Raw genomic sequence first — 23,294 nt, forward strand, 5'->3', positions numbered from 1 at the left:
TCCGTTGCCCCCCAGCCGATGGTCCTGCGATTCAGTACACCGTGCAAGCAAGGACGAGACTCCGCTCGGCTATGCGGGGCGTCCTGGTGTGGGGCTTCGGTGGGGCATGGATGACGGGCGCGTGCGGGTCGCCTCTCGATCCGGGACCTCTCAAGTCGTGCCCGGCTCCAGCCGACACCCCGACCGACACGAAGGCCGAATGTGCGGCGACGATGCCCGATCCGTGCGTGCGTTACCGCATCCAGCTCGTCGGCGATCGGATGAACGCGGCGCTGCGCGCCAAGTACGTCGCCGCGTTTGGGGATGCTTGCTACGTGTCCGAGGCAAACACGTTCGATTGCTGGTACAAGACGTGGGAGAAAGCGTGTGAAGATGCCGCGCTGATTGGCGAGGTATCGGGAAATGCACCGTACGACAGGGGGTACAAGTGCCAGCCTGACGGCGTAGGGAACTACTGGCTCCAAATTGGCTCGGATGTGGCGAACAGGACCTGGATCTTCTTTGACAATGCGCCGCGACAAACGCCGCTCGTCGAGGTCGACGGGGTGCCGGTGGAGGTGAGCGGGCCGTATCGCGACTTGCCCGAGCCGCCCACGGTCGGACCGGGGCATAAGTTCAACAACTGTGACAGCGGCGTGCTCGGCGCCGATGGCAAGCCGCTCTTGCAGCACAGGTATATCCTCCAGGTCAACCGCAAAGCGCATGGCGGCGAGATCCACTCCGATCTCGCGGGCTTCAAGTGGACTTGCACCGTGTACAACGCGAACTGCGAGGAAGTGTCCGCAGAGTGCGAGGAGCCGCTCGTGCTCCACGATCCAGCCGCTGACCAGGCGCCCTTTGACCCGGGCGCGAGCGCAGAGGTGAACCACGTCGTGCCCAGGAAGGACCAGCGCAGTTGCGACTGGGGCACGAACTCGAACAAGAACGCCGCGGTCATATCTCAGAAGCTCAACCGGTATCTCTCGAACACCAACCCGCCGGTCGAGGAGGTAAAACGGGTCAACGCCGCGAAATCCTACACGCCGTGACGCGCACACGTTGACGCCCGGACAAACCTGGTCTAGGCGAGGCACATGGTCCTACGCAACCATCCCCGCGGACGCCTCGCCTTTGACCGCGACTCCATCGTGCGCGCCGCGCTGCGCGCCTACGTGGAAGCCCGCGTGGAAAGACTGGGGAGCGGTCTGTGGTTTCCCGTCTGCGACTACTCGACCTGGACGGGAGACGTGCATCGAGGAGCCCTGCGGACCGACAGCGGATGTGGCGACGAAGATATCGTGGCCTGGACCGAGGCGGGCGTCGTCGGTCTCGCGTACGAGCTCGGGTGGGGTCCGGTCGAGCGGTTCAAGCTGCCACGCGACGCGATAACCCACGGCCCTGAGGACGTGCGCGGGGCCGTGCCGGGCCTTCCCGCCGAGCTGGAGCCCGCGCTCGTGATAGCCACCAGCATGCTCAGCGATGGAAACCATTTGGAGAAGCTAGCGAGCATCGGCTTTTGGCTCTATGGCGATCGTGTCGGGGGCACGCTCTTCGACGACCCGAAAGGCCCGGGCGCCGAGCGACTCGTCCCCTGGGGCATGCTCCAAAACGGTCGCCTCCCCTTCTGCTTACTTGGGGAACTTGCCGCGAAAGCAGCAGAGCGCGCCCGAACGACCGACGCACCCATCCACGCGATCATCGACGCAGTGGTCGATCGGCGATTGCAGGGCCCCACGGAATTCACGACCGACGAGCTCGCGACGCTCCTCGCCAAGCCGCCCGATCCGAAGCAACTGCTCGCCATTCAACGGCGCCTGCAAGAGGTAGGCATCACCTGGCCCGGCTCGCCCGAGCTTCCCCCCGAGGAGCTGCCGCCGGGACCACGCCTCAACCCCTTCACGAAAACGCCCATGCCGGAGCCGAAGCGTTCCGACAAGTGACGGCGCAAGCTCCGCGGATCAACAACCCTCGACGCAAAGCGAAAGCGGCGGCGGAAACCGGAGCGGAAGCGGCAGCGGATGCGCCCGACATTCGGCCGCGTCAGTCCTCGACGACGCGGATGGGCAGCCACTGGAACCCGGTCACGCCTGCGTCCTTGAAGATGCGCCAGACCTTGGGGGTGACGACGAAGTACGGTTGCCACAAGACGGCCGTCTTCAGGTCACCGTTCCATCGAACGTACCCGAAATGCTCCCACATGCGGTTCACGTCCTTTGCCCCTTCGAGGTCCCGGGCGCGGTAGACGAAACGCTCGGGGCTCGTCGTGTCGATCTTGCCGCGCTTGCAGGTCTTGCACGCGCTCTCGAAGTCGATCCCGGTCGAGCGCGGCGACAATGGGGGCAGGGTGTGCGACGCCCACATCTGCTTCCAGATGAGCTCGATCAGCGCCTCGTTCGGCTGGTACGCGTGCACGCTCCGGAGGGAGAGCCCGGTGAGATGGGCGCGCGCGAGCGCCTCGGCGAGCGGCGGATCGACGATGATCTCGCTGTAGCTGGACACGGCGCGATACTGGCCGAGCCCCACCATGCTTGGACCTGCGCCGTCGAGCATGTAAGCACCGGTCTGCCGCATCCCCGCGCCGCACGCCGGGCAGGCATTGGAGAGATCGTACTCGGTGTAGAAGCGGGGGCCTCCGATGACGTGGTTGTCCGCAAGCGCCTGCATGACGATCAAGGGCGCGGCATCATATTCCTCGTCCGTGTATTCGTCCCAGCGGTGCTCTTGCCAGTCGAGCTTGTACGCGAGGAGGAGCTTTTGCAGGAGCGGCAGGCGGGAGTCCTCCGCGTCCAGGATGACTTTGACCAGGATCTGATTCATGGCCTTGTGGTCGTATACGGTGACGACGTCAGGCCCGCAGCCCGCCGGAGAGAGCACCGTCTGCTCTCCCCCTGGGATACGATGGCCATAAAAAAGAATGCGTGCCTTGGTCCTCATCGTTGTTCCTGTCCCCTCGGCGGTGCCCGACTTACTCCCCGAAATAATGAGCGATCGCCTTGAGCCAGTGGGGGTGCTCGACGGCGTAGGCTTTCTTGTATGCCTCCCACAACAACTTCCGCTTATCTCCTGGGATATGTGCCGTGAATTCCTTTAATGTGTTCGTCACCACGGTGTGCGCCTCGCTCGAAAGGATCACGGCTGGCCCATCCAGCGCATCGAGGCCGATCTCCATCATCTTCTTGACCTCGTAGATATGGTGTGCCTGCCAGGCCCGCTCATACCCCAGCGTGAACTTCTGCATCACCCGGAACGGCCCGATCACCCCCGCCTCCGCGAGCGCCTGCGTCAGCGCCTCTCCATACTCCTTCGCCAGGTACTCCGCCGCATCCTCCGACAGCTCACGCACGTCCTTGAGAACGAGCTTCTCCCCCGCCTTGCTCGCCTCGGCCGCCGCCTTCATGAACTTGTTCCCCAGCGCCATCGCGACCGGCGAGAACATCACCGCCGCGGCCGCCGCCTGAAGCCTCGGGTCGTTTGGCCCGTCGGCATTCATCCCGCCGACGATCCCGTATTCCTTGCCGTCGGCCCGATGGAGGTCCTCGTTCATTTGCAGGTTGAAGATCGCCCCCGCGATCACCACCTGCTCCAGGATCGCCCCCGCCCGCGTCTTCTTCGGCCGCGCCGGGCAACCTTCCTGCGTCTGCTCGCACGACGTGACGCTGAGCGGCTTCCGGTCCGCCGTGTCCACGAGCTGCGGGAGCGCGCCGCCTCGATCCACGAGCCCGTGCTCCTTGTCCTCCCACTTCGCCTCTCGCTGCGGGAGGATCGGCTCGCTCGATAAGACGCCTTCCCGCGGCAAGACCGGATCCTTCTGCTTGGCCGGGGCCGAAGCACGCGGCGGCGGCGGGCCCTCCTTTGGCTGCGGGACGTGATGCTTCTCGACGCGCTTCTCGACGCTGTCCTCGTCCCCGCCGCGCTCGCCAGGCGCTTTGCTCGCGCTCCCGTCGTCCGCTTTTTTCTCCTTCGGCGGCTCCTTCGCCGGCGCCGGCTTCGGTCGCGGCGGCGGCGGCGGGCATTTCAGCAAGTTGTACGGGATCGGTAGGACACGGACGCTCTCTGGCGGCGCATGGGGGTCGTAGATGAAGGTGGCGCGCCCCTCGACCTTCCGCGTGAACTCCACCCGGCTGCGCGTCGTCCACACCTGTGCCGACCCATTCTCATAGGCCCACACCGTCATGCCGGGCGGGACGTCCGGCGGCTTGACGCAGACCCGGAACTCCAGCGCATGCGCGGGCGAGGCGCAGAAGAGGAGAAGGGGCAGCGGCAGCAGGAACGAGGTGAAGACACCACGGCGCATGGAGTTCCCGCGCGGAGGGTATCGGCCCCTCCGGCCTGACGGCAAGCTTCGTCCTATGAATGCCGAGGAATGCACCGAGCCGCTGCGCCAGGGGATGTCTCCCCTCTCCGTCGCCTGAATTCTCCCATCTGCGGTGGACGAGCAGGTTTCGGCGCGCGCGGGTGTTCGAACGTTGGAAGGGTCGCGGGAGAGCGTGACGCGAGGGTGTTCGAACGTTCGATCAGGCACGCGTCACGGTGACGCGCGGGTGTTCGAACGTTGGGAGAGCCGCTGGAGACGGTGACGCGTGGGTGTTCGAGCGTTTCAACGGGCGCCGGTCACGGTGACGCGAGGGTGTTCGAAGCTTCGGAGACCCCCAGGAGAGCGTGACGCGAGGGTGTTCGAACGTTTGGAGACCCTCGCGTCACGATGACGCGCGGGGGTCGGGACGTTTGAAGACGCGAGGGCAACGGTGGATGCGGGAGACTTGCGTCCGGTCGCACGTTTTCGGTGTCCTGACGCGCATGCGTCACCGTGGGCCGCTGACCACGCCCCGCGCGCGGGCTTAGGTTCTTCCGCGCCGGAGGGTGCACATGCGGCCGGGGGACGTCATCGACGGTCGGTTCGTCATCGAGCGGATGGCCGGCTCGGGGGGAATGGGCTCGGTCTTCCAGGCGCACGACCGCCTCTCCAGCGGGCCGGTGGCCATCAAGGTGCTGCATGACCAGGAGCCTCGCGATATCGCGCGCTTCGAGAGGGAAGCGCGTGTCCTCGCGGGGCTCGATCATCCGGGCATCGTCCGGTATGTCACGCACGGCGTCACCAGCGCGGGCGAGCCCTTTCTCGCCATGGAATGGCTCGCCGGAGAGGACCTCGGCGCGAGGCTTTTGCGCGGCAGGCTGACGGTTTCGGAGAGCGTCTCCGCGATCCGCGCGGTCGCCGAGGCGCTCGCGACGGCGCATGCGCGCGGCGTCGTGCACCGCGATATCAAGCCGAGCAACGTTTTCCTCGTGGACGGCGCGCTCGAACACGTCAAATTGCTCGATTTCGGCCTCGCGCGTATGGGGCTCTCGCCCCGCTTCACCCGGACGGGCGTCGTCCTCGGGACCCCCAGCTACATGGCGCCCGAGCAGGCGCGTGGAGCCCCCTCGCTCGACGCGCGCGTCGATGTGTTTGCGCTCGGCGCCGTCCTCTTCGAATGCCTGGCCGGGCGGCCTGCATTCGCCGGGGAGCACGTGATGGCCATTCTGGCGAAGGTGTTGCTCGAAGAACCGCCCTTGTTGCGGGATCTCCGGCCCGAGGTGCCGGTGCGCCTCGAAGCGCTGGTCGCGTGCATGCTCGCGAAGGATCCGGCCGATCGGCTCGCCGATGCCGGCGAGGTCGCGGAGGCGCTCGCCCACCTCGACACCGGCAAGGCGTGGTCGTGGATGGCGGATGCGCCGCCCGCCGAAGCCCTGACGCGGAGCGAGCAGCGCTTGCTCGGCATCGTCGCCGTGGGCCCGCCGAGCGAGGAGGCCGCGGCCATGGGCGAGACGCTCGCCGCGAGCTACACGAGCGCGCGCCGAAAGGCGCTCGAATCGGCCGCAGCGCCCTTCGGCGCGCGGATCGAATGGCTGGCGGACGGCTCGATGCTCTTGGTCTTCATGAATGCCGCGAGCGCCTCGGATGCCGCGGCGCGGGCCGCGCGGTGCGCCCTTTCGCTTCGGCTGCGCGCGCCGGATACGCCGATTGCGGTCGCCACCGGCCTCGGCGAGCTCGAAGAAAAGCTGCCGGTCGGGCAGGTCCTCGATCGGGCCGCCGCGTTCTTGCGCACGGCGGGGCGCCGCGTGCTCGTCGACGAGGTGACGCAGGGGCTGCTCGACGTACGGTTTGTCGTGGTGCGCGGGCCGGACGGGTTCGAACTCCACCGCGAGGAGGCGATCAGCGAAGCTGCGCGTACGTTGCTCGGAAAGCCGAGCCCCTTCGTGGGGCGCGGACGCGAGGTGCGCGCGCTCCTCGACCTGCTCGACGAAGCCGTCGGCGAGCGTGTCGCGCGCGTGGCGCTCGTGACGGGGCCGCCCGGAATCGGCAAATCCCGCCTACGCCAGGAGTTCGTCCGCGCCGTCGGACAGCGCCAGGGAGCGGTCGACGTGTGGGTCGGGCGTGGTGATGCGATGAGCAAAGGCTCGGCGTTTTCCCTGGTCGGTTCGGCGTTGCGGTATGCGGCGGCGATCGCGGGGCACGAGCCGATCGAGGCGCGCAGGCGCAAGCTCACCGAGCGGATCGCGCGCCACGTGGCCGAGCCCGAGGTCCGTTCCGTGGCCGCATTTCTCGGCGAGATGACGGGCACGCCTTTCCCGGACGCCGAGAGCGCGAAGCTCCGCGCCGCGCGTCGCGACGCGCGGCTCATGGCCGATCAGATTCAGGCGGCCTGGAGGCAATTCATGGCCGCCGAATGTGGCGCGCACCCGGTCTTGCTCGTCCTCGAAGACCTGCATTGGGGTGATCTTCCCTCGGTGAAGCTCGTCGACGCGGCGCTCCGGGACCTCGCGGGCAGGCCGCTCGTCGTGGCTGCCTTCGGTCGACCCGAGGTGCATGACGTCTTTCCGAGGGTATGGGCCGAGCGGGGGGTGACCGAGATTCGCCTCGGAGAGCTGACGCCACGGGCCGCCGAGGAGCTCGCCCGGAGCGCGCTCGGCGACGCGGCCGATCCTCGGACGATCGCGCAGATCGTGAAGCGCGCCGCGGGGCATCCGTTTTTCCTCGAAGAGCTGATCCGCGCGGTCGCCGAGGACCGCGCCGAGCAATTGCCGGAGACCGTGCTGGCCATGGTCGAGGCGCGCCTCGCCGCGCTCCCGGCCGACGCGCGGCGCGTGCTGCGCGCGGCGAGCGTGTTCGGGGATGTTTTCTGGTGCGGCGGGGTGGAGCACCTCCTCGGCAGGGGCGCCGAGGCGCGGAGTGTGCACGATTGGCTCGACATGCTCGTCACGCGCGAAGTCCTGCAGCAGAGCGAGACGAGCCAATTTCCTGGAGAGGAGCAGTCTTCGTTTCGGCATTCGCTGCTGCGGGAGGGCGCTTATGCGATGCTGACGGAGTCCGACCGCGCCCTCGGGCATCGGCTCGCGGGGGAGTGGCTCGTGCAATGGGGGGAGGGCGACGCGTTGCGCTTGGCCGAGCATTTCGAGCGGGGGAGGAGTCCAGAGCGCGCGGCGGAATGGTATCTCGCGGCGGCGCGGCAGATGCTCCAGGCCAAGGATCTGCGCGGAGCGATTGCCTGCGCAGAGCGTGGCCTCGACTGCGGAGCCTCGGGTGAGCTGCGCGCATGGCTCCTGTTCGTCCGCTGCGAAGCATATGGGTGGAGAGGGGGCTGGGTTTCGGTCGGTATGGGCATGGAGGAGATCCTGCGCCTGACCACGCCGCGCACGCCGCTCTGGACCACGGCCATGGCGTGGAAGCTCGCGAGCGCGCATGCGCTCGAAGCGTCCAACGTGCGCAGGGACGACGTGCTTTCGCTCGTCGACCTGGAGCCGGACCCGGAGAGCTTGCGGCAAATCATGAATGCCCTCGGGCTCGCCTGGGAAACCTTGATTCAGCAGGGCGTGCGTGACCTCGCCCAGCTCTGCGCGGCGCGGATGGAGCAGCTCAGCAGCTCCATCGCGGCGCACGATCCTGCGGTTTGGGGCAGGCTCTACGAGGCTCGAAGCGTGATGCGTTACTTCGAGGGAGATCGATGGGGAACCCTGGAGGCTGCAAGAGCTGCCGTGGCGAGCTACGAGGAGGTCGGCGAGCGGCAGCATATGGCGTGGGCCCGCCTGTTTGTCGCCGTGGGCTACTTGTGCCTCGGGGCGTACGCGCGCGCGGTCCAGGAAGTGCGCGACGTGCTCCAGGGGGACGAGGAGGCAACCACCTATGCGGTATGGGGAAGGTGGGTTTGGGCCTGTGCGCTCGCGGAGCAGGGGGCCCTGGACGATGCTCGCGCGCTGCTCCGGAGCGTGCTGGACTCCGAGTACGCGCCCAGCAACCAGTATTTGCTGGGCATCGTCCGAGCGGCGCAGGCCTCCGTCCTTCTGCGCTCCGGGGATCTCGACGCGGCGGAGCGCGAAGCGCGCGCGGCGAGCGAGCTCCTCCCGGGCACCACTCCATGGCGCGTGCAGGCGATGATGAACCTCGCGAGGGTGCTCCTCCAGCAGGGGCGCGCGGACGAGGCGCTGGTCGCGATCCAGGAGGCGGCGGCGCTGCGCGACGCGAGCGGCTTGAGCGGACCCTTCGAGTTCTTCGTGTGCCTTACCCACGTTGAAGCGCTGCACGCGACGGGCGCTCACGCCCGCGCGCGGACCATGCTGTTCGAGACGCGCGACCTCTTGCTCTCGCGCGCCGCAACGATCGAGGACCCCGAGCTACGCCGGAGCTTCGTCGAGAACGTCCCCGAGAATGCGCGCATCCTCGCCTTGGCTGCCGCCTGGGAGCAGGCCGCCGCGTAGCATCGGAAGGCGCGCTCGAAGCAAATCGCGTAAGGTGCCGCCTCGTGACGGATACGCCACGTTTGCCACGGCGCGTCGAGCTCGCGCAATTCCTCCGCACGCGTCGCGCGCGCCTTCGCCCGGCGGACGTGGGTTTGCCGGAGGGCGCGCGGCGGCGTACGCCGGGGCTCCGTCGTGAAGAGGTCGCTCGTCTCGCGGACGTCGGCGTGAGTTGGTACACCTGGCTCGAACAGGGGCGGGACATCCACGTGTCGGAGCCGTTGCTGGAGCGGCTCGCGCTTGCCCTTCGCCTCTCGCCGACGGAGCGCGCGCACCTCTTTGACCTCGCGCACGGCAGGCCGGCCGCGCGTCCGGCGATTCCACCCGACGTGGTGAGCGGCACGCTCCAGCGGGTGCTCGATGGGTATCCCTTTCCGGCAATGGTCTTCACGAGCCGGTGGGACATTCTCGCCTGGAATGAGGCGGCGGTGATCCTCTTCGGAGACCTCGGCGCGCTCCCCGTCGAGCAGCGCAATGGGCTCTGGTCGATGTTCATGAACCCCGAGCGGCGCGCGCGCATGCCGGGCTGGGAAAAGGACGCGCGGCGCGCCGTGGCGAGCTTTCGCCTCGACGCCGCGCGCGCCGCCGATCGGACCGAATTCGACGCGCTCGCGGCGGAGCTCTCCCAGGTCAGCCCGGAGTTTTCGCGCTTCTGGGGCGAACACGACGTGGCCGAGGTCTCCGAAGGGTTGAAGGTGTTCGTCCTCCCGGACGTCGGCGTGATCGAATTCGAGCACGTCACGCTCCTGCACGCCGACCCCGACGGTCACGTGCTCCGCGTCTCGTTTTATTCGCCGCGCCCCGGCGAGAGCACCACGCGCGCGGAAAAGCTGTTCCGGCGCGTCACGTGGTGAACGTCACGCCGGTCCACGTTTCGCTTTGCGTCCACAGCCGCTCGGCGAGGTCCCGATCCATCGCCCACGGCCGCACGCCACGTCGCTCGGAGGAATCGGCGGGCACCGGCGCGGCGATGTCGACGTCCTCGCAATAGACGCCGCCCATGCCTTCGAGCCGTGGGCTCGTCGCGCACCAGACGCTCGTCGCGGCCCCCTGCTCCGCGCTCTTCAAGGTCGATACGGCGCTGAAATGGTCGACGGCCGTGCGGACCTCCTCGTCGGACATGTGTCGCATGAGCTCGGTGACGATGCCGCCCGGGTGGACCGAAAACGCGCGGACACGATGGGTCTCGCCGCGCGCGTCGAGCGCGAGCGCGAAGAGCGCGTTCGCCGTCTTCGATTGGCCGTAGGCGATCCATTTGTCATAAGGCCGCCGCTCGAAAAACGGATCCTCGAAGTCGACCCCGGAATACGCGTGCCCTCCCGAGGACAACGAGATGACGCGCGCGCCCCGGGCCTTTTGCAGCGCGGGCCAGAGCCGCAGCGTGAGCTGGAAGTGGCCGAGGTGGTTCGTGGCGAGCTGGGATTCGAACCCGCGCGTGTCCCTCGTGAGCGGCGTCGCCATGATCCCCGCGTTGTTCACGAGCCTGTGGACGGGGCGGCCGGACGCCGAGAATCGCGCGGCGAACGCGTCCACCGATGCCGGATCCCCGAGGTCGAGGGGCTCGACTTCCACGCGCTCCAAGCCCGCGAGCGCGGCGCGCGCTTTGTCGGGTGTTCGCGCCGGAACGATCACCGTCGCGCCCGCGGCCACGAGCGCGCGTGTGGTCTCGAGCCCGATGCCCGCGTATCCGCCCGTGACCACGGCGATGGCTCCTTCGAGCCTCGTGTCGCCGATCACCTCGCGCGCCGTCGTCTGCGCGCCAAACCCAGAATCCAAGGGCCTTTGATTCGTCGTCATGGCCCAGGCATAACGCCTGGGCCGCCGCCCCAAAAGAGCGTGAATTCATCCTAGGACTCACACCACCAGGATGAGACCGACGAGGCGCGCGAGCTTCGATGTCACCGCACAACGAACGGATCCCGATCCGCCCCGCTCACGAACACCGAGAGCCCCGGCAGCGCGCCGGCGATTCGCTCCCGGATCCGCGGCAGCACGGCCCGCTCGCTGTTCGAATGCAGCGCGCACACGACCGTCATGCCGAGCTTCGCGGCCCGCAGCGCGTCGTGGTGCCGCATTTCGCCCGTCAGGTAAAGCTCCGCCCCCTGGGAGAGCGCGTCCTCGACCATGGCGCCCGCGGCGCCTGCGCTCGCCGCCACCGTGCGCACCTTCCCCGTCGTCGGCCCTGCCACGAGCAAGGCCTCGATTCCGAGGCCCCGCTTGATGCGCTCCAAAAGCTCGTCGCGCGGCACCTCCGCTTCGAGCTCGCCGATACGCCCGAGCCCGAGCGATTCGCCCTCCGGCGCCGGCCCGCTTTTCGCGCCCGCCGCGCGCATGGGCCGGCGCGCGGGCAGGCTGCGGCCGAGGCCGAGGAGGTCGGCCAGGAAATCGTTCGTCCCGCCCTCGGCCACGTCGAGCGCCGTGTGCGGCGAGTAAATGGCGATCCCGTCCCGGATCGCCTCGAAGATCGGCCCCGGCGAGACCACCCGCTTCATCGCCTCGAAGATCGGCGGGTGGTACGAATACACGAGCGTGACGCCCTTCTCCCGCGCCTCGGCCGCCACGCCGGCCGTGTAATCGATGCAGAGCAGCGCCGCGCGGACCTCCGCGGCCGGATCCCCGACGAGCAAGCCCACGTTGTCCCAGCCCTCGGCGAACCGGAGAGGGGCGATCGATTCCAGCACGGGGAGGACGTCGGAGAGGCGCATGAGGTCTGCTCTTATCACAAAGCCCGTCCCCGCCGCGCCGATTTGCGCTACCAGAGGGCCATGCCCGCGGCGCCTCCCGCTCGTATCGTCGTCTACGCCTCCGATCATGGCTTCGGTCATGCCGCCCGCATGCTCGCGCTCGCGTCGCGCCTCGCCGAGGACGGCGCCTCCGTCACGCTCTGCGCCGGCGCCGCGGCGCCCATGATCCGCGCCGCCTTGCCCTTGCTCCCGGCGCCCGTCGACGTCGTGGTCGCCTCGCTCGATCCCGGCCTCGCCCCGCGCGCGGGCGCCCTCGACTTCGACCTCGACCGCTCCCGCGAGGCCCTCGCCGCGTGGCGCGCGGATCTGCCGCGCCTCGTCGCGATCGAGGCCGAGCGCCTCGTGTCCCTCGGCGCCGCGCTCGTCGTCGCCGACGTCCCTGCCGCCGCGATCCTCGCGGCGGAGCGCGCGGGCGTGCCCGCCGTCGTTTGCTCGAACTTCACCTGGCTCGACATGTACGCCGGTCGATTCGGCAGCGAGCTCGACGAGATTCTCGCGGACGCCTATGCCCGCGCGCGCGTCGGGTATCGCCTTCGCCTCGGCGCAATGCCGCTCGCCGGCCTCTCGACCCTGCACGACATCGACGGCGTCCTCGCGCGCCGCCCGCGCCGGGATCGCGCGAGGGTTCGCCGCGAGCTCGGCGTCGCCGAAGGGGACCTTCTCCTCGGCCTCGGCCTCGGCGGCAGCCTCGACGCCGTCCTTTACGACGTCCTCTCCGCCGCCGCGCCTGCCTCGGGCGTTCGGCTCCTCGCGCCCTCCCACGCCGCCGATTCGCCGCAGCGCGGCCCGCTCGTCCATTTCCCTGCCATCACGCCCGACCCGCAGAGTTATTTCGGCGCTTGTGATCTCGTCCTCGCGAAGGCCGGGTATTCGACGCTCGCCGAGGCCGCGCTCGCCGGCGTGCCGCTCGCCGTCTTTCCGCTGCACGAGAGCCCCGAGTCGGTGCGCCTCGCCCTCGACGTCGAGGCGCTCGGCCTCGGCGTTCGGCTCGCGGACGAGGCGGACGCGCGCGTTGCGTTATCGCGCCCCGAGGTCCTCTTCGACGCCGCGCGTCGTGCGTGCCGCGGGCCCTTGCCCGACGCGGCCCCGGCCCTTGCCGCGCTGCTCCGTGCGCGTTTGCCCTGAGAATTCACCAAAAGGGGGTTTTCATCTCGGCGAGGCGTGTGTAAACTCCCGGCCATTCTTCGCGAAGCGGGAGGACTCTTCCATGGGATACGACATTGCGCAGGTGGCCCGGAACTACGAGCAGATGCAAGGCCGGGAGATTTCGTACTCCGAGATGAAGTGCAACCAGTTCGTCGTCGCGGTGCTGCGGGCTTCGGTGAACCCGAAGTTCCCTTACATGCTGGCGAACGACTTCGGCAGTTCGCCCTACTTCCAGAAGGTGACCGAGCCCCAGGCCGGTGATCTCGTCCACTGGCCGGGGCACATCGGTATCGTGCTCGACCCGGATCAGGGCACGTTCATCGGCTCGCAGACCTCGACGGGCGTGGCCGAGGCGAACTACAAGAAGGGCTACTGGAACGGCTCGTACGGCGGCAAGAAGCCGGACGCGTTCCTGCGGTATACCGGCTTCTGACCCTCGCATGACGCGCCCCCGACTCGACGCCGATCTCCACAAGATGGTAGGCGATGTCCGCGCGGGGCACCCCGTCTCCGATCGCGCCTTCGATCAGCTCTTCCCCGAGCCCATCCGGCGCGTCTCGTCGCGCTTCTGGACCCCCCTCGTCGTCGCGCGCAAGGTGAGCCGCCTTCTCGCCGAGGCAGGCGGCCCCGTGCTCGACGTCGGCGCGGGCGTGGGCAAGCTCTGCATTGCGGGCGCGCTCACGACCGACGCGGTGTTCCATGGAATCGAGCACCGCGCGGCCCTCGTCGAGACCGCGAGGGAGGTGATCGACGCGCTCGGGCTCGCAGGCCGCGCCGAGGTGCGGCCGGGCACGCTCGCCGATATCGATTGGGATGCGTATCGGGCGTACTATTTTTGCAACCCATTCGAGGAAAACATCTTCCCCGAGGCGAGGCGGCTCGACGACGCGATTCCGCTGACCGAGGCGCGCTTTCGCGAGGACACGGCGCGGGTGGAGGCGGCGCTCGACGTTTTGCCGGTGGGCACGCGGATCGTGACGTTCCACGGGCTCGGGGCGCGGGTGCCGGCGACGTACCGGAAATATCCCGAAAGGACGGCGGGGACGGCGTTCCTCAATCTGTGGATCAAGGTCGACGCAGGGAGCGCAGGCGGGGAGGGGACGTTCGACGGCTGGATTGCGGGGCGGTGATGAGGACGCGGGCGCGGGGCCGCGCCATGGTACGATCCCGCGGTGATTCTCGCCCGCAAGCTCGCCATCGCCCTCATCCTGGGCGTTTTCGCGGTCGTCGCCGTGCACGCCTACACCCGCGTGCGGCGGCTGATCACGCTCTTCGAGACGGACATTCGCCACGACTCGCACGTCTATGGCCGTGTCCTCGCCGCGGCCGTCGCCGAGATGGTTCACGCCGACGGGCGCGAGCGCGCCCGGGCCGTCGTGCAGCTCGCCAACCAGCGCGAGAACCATGTCCGCATTCGCTGGGTCTCGCTCGACGTGCCCGCGGACAGCGCCGACGCCCCCGCCGCGCCCCGCGCCGAGCTCGATTCCGTCGCGCGGGGCGAGGAGGTCGTGCTCAGGCTCCCGCACCTCGACGACGTGCACGAGGAGCACCTCGTCACGTTCGTGCCCGTGGTCGCGGAGGGCGGCGGATCCCTCGGCGCCATCGAGCTCGCGGAGTCGCTGGCGGGCGAGAAGCAATACGTGCGGACGGCGCTGTTCAACACGTTCCTCGCGAACCTCGCGGTCGCGCTCGTGTGCGGGCTCATCGCCACGGGGCTCGGCGTATGGTTCGTCGGCCGGCCGATGCAGAGCCTCATCGCGCAGGCGCGCCGCGTCGGCGCCGGCGACCTCTCCGCGCGCCTCGCGCTCTCCCAGCGCGACGAGATCGGCCAGCTCGCGCACGAGATGAACCTCATGTGCGACCGCCTCGCGGAGGCCAACGCGCGCGCGGCGCGGGAGACGGACGCGCGGATCAGCGCGCTCGAGCAGCTCCGCCACGCCGATCGCCTCGCGACGGTGGGCAAGCTCGGCGCGGGCATCGCGCACGAGCTCGGGGCGCCGCTCCAGGTCATTTCGGGCCGCGCGCGCATGCTCTGCGAGGACGGGACGAGCCCCGAGGAGGTCGAGAGGAACGCGCGCACCATCGCCGAACAAGCCGATCGCATCATCCGCATCGTGCGCCAGCTCCTCGATTTTGCGCGCCGGCGAGGCGCCGAGAAGTCGCGCCTCGACCTCCGCGCCATCACGCGGCGAACCGTGTCGCTCCTCAAGCCGCTCGCCGACAAGCGGACGGTGTCGATCGAGATCGAGACCGGCGAAGCGCCCATCGAGGCGGACGCCGACGCCGAGCAGATCCAGCAGGCGCTGACGAACCTGGTGGTCAACGGCATCCAGGCCATGAAAGCGGGCGGGCGGCTCTGCGTGAAGGTTTACGAAGAACACGCGGCGCCCCCCGGCGACATCGGCGGGGACGAGGCCACGTACGCTTGTATCGAGGTCGTCGACGAGGGCGAGGGGATGCCGCCCGACGTCGTGGCCCATATTTTCGAGCCCTTCTTCACGACCAAGGACGTGGGCGAGGGGACCGGGCTCGGGCTCTCGGTCTCCTATGGCATCGTGCGGGAGCACGAGGGGTTCATCCGCGTCGACAGCGAGGCGGGCCAAGGCAGCCGGTTTCGCGTATACCTGCCCTTGTGCCGCCGAGCATCCCCGGGCGTGTCCTGATCATCGACGACGAGCCCGACGTCTGCGATCTGCTGGACGCAGGGCTCAAGAAGCGCGGGTTTTCCACGTCGTACCGGACGAGCGGCGAGGAGGGGCTCGACCTGCTCGCGACCGAAGATTTCGACGTGGTTGTGGCCGACCTGCAAATGAAGGGAATGACCGGCCTCACCCTGTGCGAGCGGATCGTGGGGACGCGGCCGGACGTGCCCGTCATCGTGATCACCGCGTTCGGCAGCCTCGACACGGCGATCGCGGCCATCCGCGCGGGCGCGTACGATTTCCTCCCCAAACCCTTCGAGCTGGAAGTGCTGCGCATCGCGGTGGAGCGGGCGGTGCGGCATCGGGCGCTGCGCGACGAGGTGAGGCGGCTCAGGCGCGCGGCGGCGGAGGCGCGCGAGTTCGAGGAGATGGTCGGGGCGAGCGCGGCGATGAAGCGGGCGACGGACCTGCTCGAGCGGGTGGCCGATCTCGACACGTCGGTGCTGATCACGGGCGAGAGCGGCACGGGCAAGGAGCTCGCGGCGCGCGCCCTGCATCGGCGCAGTGCGCGGCGCAGCGGGCCGTTCGTCGCGATCAACTGCGCGGCGATGCCCGAGGCGTTGCTCGAAAGTGAGCTCTTTGGCCACGTCCGCGGCGCCTTCACCGATGCGCGCGCGGCGCGCACGGGCCTCTTTCAAAAGGCGCACGGGGGGACCCTCTTCCTCGACGAGATCGGCGACATGCCGATCGGCCTGCAGCCGAAGCTCCTGCGGGCCCTGCAGGAGAGGACCGTGCGGCCCATCGGTGGCGATGACGAGGTGGCCGTGGACGTGCGCATCGTGTCGGCCACGAACCGGGATCTCGAAGCCGCCGTGGAGGAGCGCCGATTCCGGGAGGACCTCTATTATCGAATCCACGTCGTCCAGGTGGAGATGCCGCCGCTGCGCTCGCGCGGCACGGACATCTTGCTGCTCGCGCAGCGGTTCGTGGAGAAGTTCGCCGCGACGACCGGGCGCCGCGTCACGGGGCTGTCCCCCGCGGCGGCCGACAAGCTCATGGGGTATGCGTGGCCGGGCAACGTCCGCGAGCTCTCCAATTGCATCGAGCGCGCCGTCGCCCTCGCCACGTACGAGCAGATTGGCGCGGAGGATCTGCCCGAGAAGATCCGCGCCCACGAGGCCAAGCACGTGGTGGTGGCCACGGACGATCCCGCCGAGCTTTTGCCGCTCGAAGACGTGGAGCGCCGGTACATCCTGCGGGTCCTCGAAGCGGTGCGCGGCAACAAGACGCGGGCGGCGGAGCTCCTGAAGCTCGATCGCGCCACGCTGTACCGCAAGCTGGCGCGGTACGGCACGAGCGACTGAGGCGCCTCCGTCGCAGAATGCAACAGCGCCGCGAAACACGGCGCTCGCCGCGCGCGGTCGGCTCCCGATCCCGGTCGATTTCGGCGCGGATCCGCCTGGCGCGCCCCTTGCAATTCCCGAGCGCAATGGCGCGACGCACATCGAGCGCGGCGTGGGACCTCGCGGCTGGCGGAGACGATCCGCGACGTCGAGAGCCCTTGCGCGTGGTCCTCGCCGAGGACGACCTGGAGGTGCGCCTCTTCCTCGCGCAGGCCCTGCGCAAGGACGGGCATACGGTGATCGAGATCGAGAACGGGACGCAGCTCCTCGATTTTTTGCGCGCGGTATCGCAGGGCGCGCTCGACGAGAGCCCGCCCGACGTGATCGTCTCGGATATCCGCATGCCCGGCAAGAGCGGGCTCGACGTGCTCGCGTCCATGCGCGAGGTCGGGTGGCGCACGCCTTTCGTGCTGACGACGGCGTTCGGCGACGCGGCCACGCACGCACGCGCGCGGGCCGCCGGCGCCTTCGCGGTGTTCGACAAACCCTTTGATGTCGATGACCTGCGCACGGTCGTGCTCAACGCCGGCCGGCGTCCGGGCGCGGTCGGCTCGACATCCGGATGAATTCCTGCCCCAGGAGGTATGCTCATGCGAGATCGATCCCGTTGCATTCTTGTCGTTTCGATCGCGGCGGCGCTTGCCCTGTTCGTTTCGGGCTGCGGTTCGGATCCGGCGAGCCGGGCGAAGACGGCGTCCGGTCGCGACGGCAATGAGGCCGGCGCGACCGCGCAGGCGGCGGGCGGGTCCGCATCGAAGGGAAGCGCCGCCGCGGACGCGAGCTCGGTCCATATCGACGACCGCATCGTGAAGGCTTGCGGCAACATCCCCAAGGCGCATTTCGCCTTCGACTCCTCGTACATTCAATCCGACGCCGCGTCGTCGCTCGACGCGCTCGCGCGCTGCTTTTCCAGCGGGAACCTCGCCGGCAAAGGCATGCGCGTCGTGGGCCACGCCGACGCGCGCGGGGAGACCGAATACAACTTCGGGCTCGGGCACAAGCGCGCGAGCAGCGTGGCGAGCTTCCTCGGCAAGAAAGGGGTCGAGGCGTCGCGCCTGCAAACCTCGTCCCGAGGCGAGCTCGAGGCGTCGGGCGGCGACGAGGAGGGGTGGGCGCGCGATCGTCGCGTCGACATTTACCTTGCGGATTGAGGGGTATGCGCGCGCTCCCTCCCGCGGCCGTTCCGGGTTTGCGTGCTCGCTCCCTCGCGATCACGCTCTGCGCCTCCGTGGCCGTCCATGGAGGCGCCCTGCTCCTCGTGTGCGCGGAGCGTCCAGCGTCGCCCGGCGCCGCGCCGGTCCTCGATGTCGAGGAGGTCGAGCCGAGCCCGACGGTCGATGTGGATCCCACGCCCGATCTCGCGCCCGCGCTCAAGCTCGGGGGGACGTGGGACCGCACCAAGCTCCCGGACCGCTGGGTGAAGCAAGTTCCGCAAGCGCGCGCAGCGGCGGCGGCGGCCTCCCCCGCGGAGGACACGAACCGGGGCGAGGACGGGCCGGCGCCGCACGTGTCGGAGGCCGACGCCGGGGCGCGGATTCCGCCCCCCGACGCCGAGCTCGCAAAACAAATCGAGACGCCGATTCCCGACTCTGCCGAGACGCCGCTCGCCAACGTCCCCGTGAAGGGACACGCAGACGGCATTGCGGACGGCACCGAGACGGACCCGCTCGAGGCCCGCGCCGTGGACATCTACCGGGACCGGATCCGCGTGTGGTTCAGCCAGCGCTTCCGGGTCTCCGGTTCGGGGCTCGGCCCCGACGAGATCACGCGCTACCGCGTCGCCGCCACGATCGAGGTCTCGAGCGGCCGCACGGTCACGAATTACGTGATCACGCCGAGCGGCCACGCGGCGTTCGACGCCGCCGCGCGCGCCGCGCTCGAGGGCGCGAGGGGAAAGGAGATCCCCCCTCCGCCGGAGAACTACCCGAACATCGTCCAGCACCGGATCTCGCTCACCTTCACCTGCACGCCGGAGCGATGCGATTGATGCGCGCCCTCCATCGGCTCTCCGTGGGCGCTGCGCTGCTCGTTGCCGGCGCTTCGCTCGCCCGCGCCGCGGACGCTCCCGCGGTCGACGTCCCGCCGAACGCGGGGGACGTGCTCGGTACGATCGTGGTCGTGGCCGGCGCGTCGCGCCCGCTCCCGCGTGTCGCGGTCGTCCCGTCCCTCGCGTCGGACATCGAGGACGTGACCCTGCACGCCGTGACGCGCCGCGACCTCGATCTCTGCGGGGAGTTCGAGCTCTTGCCCGCGAGCGAGGCGCCGGAGGAGGCGCTCCTCGCGACGGCGGTGGACGTGCGGCCCTGGGCGAACAAGCGTGTCGAAGCGCTGATCCAGGTAAGCGCGCGCCGGGGGGAGGGGCAGGATCGCGTGGAGATCACCGGGCGCGTGTACCTCGTGGCGCGCGGCCCGACGCCGGTCTTCGCGCGACGGTTCCTCGTGCCGGCGGGGGATCTCCGGGCCGAATCCCATCGGCTCGTGGACCTCTTGATCGGCGCATTGACGGGCAAGAATGGCGGGTTCGGGAGCCACCTGGCGTTCGTCGCCGGCACGGGCAAGCTCCGCCAGGTGTACACCATGGACGCGGATGGTCATGGCGCCGCGGCCGTATCGCCCGCGGAGGCGATTGCGCTCGCGCCGGCGTTCGGGAAAAACGAGGAGCTTTTCTGGTCGTCCAGCGTGGACCACGGCGAGTATCAGCTCCGCGCCGCGAGCGGCCGTACGATCCCGCTGCCCGTCCGAGGTTCGGTGTACGGGCTCGCGTTCTCCCGGGATCGATCGCAGGTCGTGGTCTCGATCGGGGTGGAGGGCACGATCAAGTTGTTCGCGGGGCCCGATTTCGAGCACCTCACGCCCGCCTCCGGCGTCGGCATGGCGTTGCGGCCAACCTTCACGCCGAGCGGCAAACTGGCCTTCGCGGGCGAGGGCCGTTATGGACAGCGGATCTACGTGGACGGCAAGCCCATCACCCCCGAGGGCCTCTTCGCCTCGGCGCCGACGTTCTGCAATCACCCGGACGGCGTGCGCGTGGTGTTCGCCGTGGGCAACGGCAAGGACACCGATCTGGTGGCGTCGGGCGAGCGTGGGGGGGACCTGGTGCGGCTCACGCAGGGGCAGGGGCGAAATGGCTATCCCGCCTGCAGCCCCGACGGCCGCCTTCTGGCTTTTTTTTCGACGCGCACCTCGGGCGAGGGTCCTGGGCTCTATCTCATGCGCCTCGACGGCGGGCGGTCGAAGCGAATCTCGACGCTCGTCGGCGATTCGTTGCGATGGGAGTCGCTTCCACCCGGGCGAGCGATCGAGGTCGACGCGAAGGTTCCATGAAAGACGAGGGTATGAAGAAGAGGATTGTCAGGGCGATGGTCTTGGGAGCGCTCGCCGCCTTCGGCAGCGCGTGCGCGGAGGGTTCGCCTCCCGACGGCGACGGGGGAGCGGGCCAAGGCGGCCAGGGCGGCAGCGCGTCCTGCCGGAAGGCCGACGATTGCTCGCCCCCGGCGAACCCGTGCGAGGCAGCGATCTGCGAGGACGGCGCGTGCGCAGCCGCGCCCGTACCGGCCGGCACGCCCACGCCCGAGCAGAAGCCGGGCGATTGCGTGGTCCAGCAATGCGACGGGGCAGGGGAGGTGATCCCGGTCGCCGAGAACAGCGACGTGCCGGTCGACGGCAACCCGTGTACGAGTGACGTCTGCACCAGCGGCATTGGCTCGAACCCGCCCGTCGCGACGGGCACGGCCTGCGGCGACGCCGGATCGATCTGCGATGGCAACGGCGCCTGCGTCGAGTGCCTCACCGCGGCCGATTGCCCGGGGTCGGACACCACGTGCCAGTCCCGCACCTGCGTGATGGGGGGGTGCGGCGTCGACAATGCGGCCGCGGGGACGCCCCTTCCCTCGCAGATGCCCGGCGATTGCACGAAGACGGTCTGCGACGGCTCCGGCGGCACCTCGCCCGAGGTCGACGACAGCGACGTGCCCGTCGACGGGAATGCATGCACGGCCGACGTCTGCGCCGCCGGTTCGCCTTCCAACCCGCCGCTCGCCCTCGACGCGGCGTGCAACCAGAGCGGCGGCAAGGTCTGCAACGGCGCTGGCCTGTGCGTCCAGTGCAATGCCGGCGCGCAATGCCCGAGCGGCGTTTGCGCGGCCGGGGTTTGCAAGGCCGCGAGCTGCGCCGACGGCGTCGAGAACGGGTCCGAGACGGACGTCGATTGCGGCGGCGCCGGGTGTCCGCCCTGCGGGGTGGGCGAGAGCTGCCTCGTACCGGCCGATTGCCACGGCGGCCTCTGCACCGCCGGCCTTTGCCAGCCGCCGGCCGTGGTGGCAACGTCGCCTGCCGACGCGGCGACCGGCGCGCCGGTGACCTCCACGGTGGCGGTCACGTTCAGCGGGGCCATGGATCCGGCCACGCTCACCGCGCAGACCACGGTCGGACCCTGCACCGGCGCGGTCCAGGTCTCGACCGATGGATTCGCCACCTGCCTCGGCTTCGCCGCGGCGCTGCCCGTGATGTCCGGCAATGGCGCCGTGGCCACGTGGACCCCGTCTCCGGCGCTCTCCTATGGCACGACGTACCGCGTTCGTGTCGCCGCGACGGCCAAGGGGACCGATGGAACGGCGCTCGCGGCGGCGTATACCTCGAGCGTCGGCTTCGGCACCGCCACGCCGCCGACCTCCGCTCCTTGCTCGAGCTCCGTGGTGATAAGCCAGATCTACGGCGGCGGCGGGAACTCCGGCGCCACGTACAAGAATGATTTCATCGAGCTCCACAACCGCGGCGGCACCTCGGTGAACCTCGCCGGTTGGTCGGTGCAATATGCGAGCGCGACAGGGACGACGTGGCTCGTGACGAACCTGAGCGGCACCCTCGCGCCGGGCGGTTATTACCTGGTGCAGCAGGCCGGCGGGTCGAGCGGCATGGCCATGCCGGCGTCCGACGCGACGGGCACCACGAACATGAGCGCCTCGGCGGGCAAGATCGCCCTCGTCAACGCCACCGCCGCGCTCAGCGGCGGCTGCCCCAGCGGCGCGAAGATCCTGGATTTCGTGGGGTATGGGACCACGGCGACCTGCTTCAAAGGGAGCGGCGTGGCCCCGGGGGCGTCGAGCGCCGCGCAATCGACCCAGCGCCTCGCCGCCGCGTGCACCGACACCGGCGACAACAAGGCCGACTTCGCGACGGCCTCGGTCGCGCCGCGGAATTCGACGACCATGGCGAGCGCCTGCGCCTGCGCGGGCGACATCACGGCCAATGAATCGGACCAGCCGTACGAGCTCGATTTCTGCAACGTACAGAGCCCGGTCTCGCTGACGGTCTCCGCAGCGGCGATGACGCCCGTGATCTACGGCCGGGCGTACGAGGCGGGCGTGACCGAGGCCGCCGACGCGAGCGCGGCGTTGAAGGTCGAGGTGGGCTTCGGCCCGGCCAACATCAACCCCACCACGCAGAGCGGATGGCAGTTCTTCCCGGCCACCTACAATGCGCAGGTCGGCAACGACGACGAATACAAGGGCTCGTTCCTCGCGCCCGCCCTTCCAGGCGCGTACCGGTATGCCTACCGCATGACCCTCGACGGGACGCGGTGGACCTATTGTGATCTGAACGGCGCAGGCTCGGGCGCGGGGCTCTCCTTCGAGGTCACCCAACTGCCGGCGCTGACCGTCGTGCCGTGACGCGGCTCGGCCGGCGGAGATCGCCGGCAAACCTCATCCGCGCCGCGCGAGCGCCCACGCGACACCTGCCTGCATCGTCGACAGCGTCACGATCCCTTCCAGGCGGGCATCCATTTCGATCATGGCCTGCGCCATCGCCGCTTTCACGCCGGTGAGCACCACACGCGCGCCGAGCAGCCGCACGGCCCCGGCGGCGTCGACGAGCAGGCGCACCACGTCGTCGTCGATTGCGGTGACACCCGTCACGTCGAGCAGCACCACGGCGGCCTGGCGCTCGGAGACACCATGGAGCAATGAATCGAGCGCTTGCGCGGCGCGGGCTCCGTCGATGCGGCCGATGAGGGGCATCGCGAGGACCCGCTCGGCGAGCGGGAGGAGCGGCGCGCCGAGCTCGCGTAATGTCGCGGCTTGGGCTTGTCGTTCCTCCTCCAGGCGTTCGGCGCGGCGCACGCCGGTGACGTCCCAGTAGATGCCCATCGAGCCGGTGACCGCGCCCTCCGCGTCCCGCACGGCGACCTTTTTGACCTCCACATAACGCGATCCCTCGGAGGTAGGCGCCTTGTGCTCCTCGACGTCCTTGAGGGTCACGCCCGTCTCGACCACGCGCCGGTCGTCGGCGTCGTATTTTTCCGCGAGCGCGCGCGGGTAATAATCGAATACCGTCTTGCCGAGCGCCTCGTCGAGCCCGGATCCGACGCTCGCGAGCAGGGCCGCGTTGGCCCATACGCAACGTCCTTCGCGGTCCTTGTGGTAAAGGCTGAGCGGCAGCTCGTCGGCGAGCGTGCGGAAAAAACGCAGCTCCTCCTCGAGCGCCCGCACCTTCTCTTCGAGCGCCCGCACCAGCGCGCGGTCCTCTTCCGATCCCCCTCCAGGTCCTCCGGCCGCGTCAACCATCTCTTCGGAACCACTCATAGAACTGCCACCCGTAGCCCCTGTCGC

The 23,294-nt window shown here is 69.5% G+C and carries 19 protein-coding genes; 14 read left to right on the forward strand and 5 right to left on the reverse strand.

The genetic code is table 11. From position 1 onward, the window contains the following. The first annotated feature begins 212 nt into the window (after positions 1 to 212). Positions 213 to 1,028: a hypothetical protein gene (locus tag QHF89_RS08215; RefSeq protein WP_136967561.1), complete on the forward strand. Its 816-nt coding sequence runs from the start codon at positions 213 to 215 to the stop codon at positions 1,026 to 1,028. Positions 1,029 to 1,073: 45 nt separating this feature from the next. Beyond that, positions 1,074 to 1,919 (forward strand): hypothetical protein, encoded by an 846-nt coding sequence (locus tag QHF89_RS08220; protein ID WP_136967562.1) that lies wholly within the window; start codon positions 1,074 to 1,076, stop codon positions 1,917 to 1,919. A gap of 100 nt (positions 1,920 to 2,019) precedes the next feature. Here QHF89_RS08220 and QHF89_RS08225 read toward each other — a convergent pair whose 3' ends face one another. After that, the gene (locus QHF89_RS08225) at positions 2,020 to 2,913 is read right to left on the reverse strand and encodes a hypothetical protein (protein ID WP_136967563.1); all 894 of its coding nucleotides are present in this window, start codon (positions 2,911 to 2,913) and stop codon (positions 2,020 to 2,022) included. Positions 2,914 to 2,944: 31 nt separating this feature from the next. Next, on the reverse strand, positions 2,945 to 4,273 hold the full coding sequence (locus QHF89_RS08230) for a hypothetical protein (protein WP_136967564.1): 1,329 nt from the start codon (positions 4,271 to 4,273) through the stop codon (positions 2,945 to 2,947). A 572-nt stretch (positions 4,274 to 4,845) separates the two neighbouring features. Here QHF89_RS08230 and QHF89_RS08235 point away from each other — a divergent pair. Continuing rightward, on the forward strand, positions 4,846 to 8,712 hold the full coding sequence (locus QHF89_RS08235; RefSeq protein ID WP_136967565.1) for a serine/threonine-protein kinase: 3,867 nt from the start codon (positions 4,846 to 4,848) through the stop codon (positions 8,710 to 8,712). 44 nt (positions 8,713 to 8,756) lie between these two features. After that, entirely contained in the window at positions 8,757 to 9,605 is an 849-nt protein-coding gene (locus QHF89_RS08240; RefSeq protein WP_284720223.1) for a helix-turn-helix transcriptional regulator, read from the forward strand. Here QHF89_RS08240 and QHF89_RS08245 read toward each other — a convergent pair. Together QHF89_RS08245 and QHF89_RS08250 are read right to left on the reverse strand one after the other, a co-directional pair. Beyond that, complete coding sequence (locus QHF89_RS08245) at positions 9,595 to 10,548, reverse strand: oxidoreductase (RefSeq protein WP_136967567.1); 954 nt, start codon at positions 10,546 to 10,548, stop codon at positions 9,595 to 9,597. The two genes, QHF89_RS08240 and QHF89_RS08245, sit on opposite strands and share 11 nt — an antisense overlap. Positions 10,549 to 10,649: 101 nt before the next feature. Next, complete coding sequence (locus tag QHF89_RS08250; protein ID WP_136967568.1) at positions 10,650 to 11,456, reverse strand: Nif3-like dinuclear metal center hexameric protein; 807 nt, start codon at positions 11,454 to 11,456, stop codon at positions 10,650 to 10,652. 60 nt (positions 11,457 to 11,516) lie between these two features. Between QHF89_RS08250 and QHF89_RS08255 the strand changes: the two genes are divergently transcribed. From QHF89_RS08255 to QHF89_RS08300, 10 genes are all read left to right on the forward strand, one after another. Continuing rightward, the gene (locus QHF89_RS08255) at positions 11,517 to 12,620 is read left to right on the forward strand and encodes a glycosyltransferase (RefSeq protein ID WP_136967569.1); all 1,104 of its coding nucleotides are present in this window, start codon (positions 11,517 to 11,519) and stop codon (positions 12,618 to 12,620) included. Positions 12,621 to 12,702: 82 nt separating this feature from the next. Further along, positions 12,703 to 13,074: an NlpC/P60 family protein gene (locus QHF89_RS08260; protein ID WP_136928316.1), complete on the forward strand. Its 372-nt coding sequence runs from the start codon at positions 12,703 to 12,705 to the stop codon at positions 13,072 to 13,074. 7 nt (positions 13,075 to 13,081) lie between these two features. After that, complete coding sequence (locus QHF89_RS08265) at positions 13,082 to 13,771, forward strand: O-methyltransferase (protein WP_136928315.1); 690 nt, start codon at positions 13,082 to 13,084, stop codon at positions 13,769 to 13,771. Positions 13,772 to 13,813: 42 nt separating this feature from the next. After that, complete coding sequence (locus tag QHF89_RS08270) at positions 13,814 to 15,304, forward strand: sensor histidine kinase (protein ID WP_136967570.1); 1,491 nt, start codon at positions 13,814 to 13,816, stop codon at positions 15,302 to 15,304. After that, the gene (locus tag QHF89_RS08275; RefSeq protein ID WP_136967703.1) at positions 15,286 to 16,647 is read left to right on the forward strand and encodes a sigma 54-interacting transcriptional regulator; all 1,362 of its coding nucleotides are present in this window, start codon (positions 15,286 to 15,288) and stop codon (positions 16,645 to 16,647) included. Before QHF89_RS08270 ends, QHF89_RS08275 begins: the two co-directional genes overlap by 19 nt. 125 nt (positions 16,648 to 16,772) lie before the next feature. Continuing rightward, positions 16,773 to 17,252 carry a response regulator gene (locus QHF89_RS08280; protein ID WP_284720225.1) on the forward strand — a complete coding sequence of 160 codons (480 nt, stop codon included), beginning with the start codon at positions 16,773 to 16,775 and terminating at the stop codon, positions 17,250 to 17,252. A 24-nt stretch (positions 17,253 to 17,276) separates the two neighbouring features. Next, positions 17,277 to 17,837: an OmpA family protein gene (locus QHF89_RS08285; RefSeq protein ID WP_284720226.1), complete on the forward strand. Its 561-nt coding sequence runs from the start codon at positions 17,277 to 17,279 to the stop codon at positions 17,835 to 17,837. Between the two features lie 5 nt (positions 17,838 to 17,842). Continuing rightward, positions 17,843 to 18,673, forward strand: coding sequence for a TonB C-terminal domain-containing protein (locus QHF89_RS08290; RefSeq protein ID WP_136967573.1), 831 nt, complete (start codon positions 17,843 to 17,845; stop codon positions 18,671 to 18,673). Further along, a complete protein-coding gene (locus tag QHF89_RS08295; RefSeq protein ID WP_284720227.1) occupies positions 18,673 to 20,010 on the forward strand; it encodes a tolB protein in 1,338 nt (445 codons plus the stop codon). The genes QHF89_RS08290 and QHF89_RS08295 overlap by 1 nt, the downstream gene beginning before the upstream one ends. An 11-nt stretch (positions 20,011 to 20,021) precedes the next feature. Further along, positions 20,022 to 22,355, forward strand: coding sequence for a lamin tail domain-containing protein (locus tag QHF89_RS08300; RefSeq protein WP_284720228.1), 2,334 nt, complete (start codon positions 20,022 to 20,024; stop codon positions 22,353 to 22,355). Between the two features lie 33 nt (positions 22,356 to 22,388). On the opposite strand, the gene QHF89_RS08305 is transcribed toward QHF89_RS08300, so the two are convergent. Continuing rightward, a complete protein-coding gene (locus QHF89_RS08305) occupies positions 22,389 to 23,249 on the reverse strand; it encodes a PAS domain-containing protein (RefSeq protein WP_284720229.1) in 861 nt (286 codons plus the stop codon). Positions 23,250 to 23,294 lie beyond the last annotated feature (45 nt).

Source organism: Polyangium sorediatum (genome assembly GCF_029946465.1).
In the GTDB taxonomy this organism is placed as follows: domain Bacteria; phylum Myxococcota_A; class Polyangia; order Polyangiales; family Polyangiaceae; genus Polyangium; species Polyangium fumosum.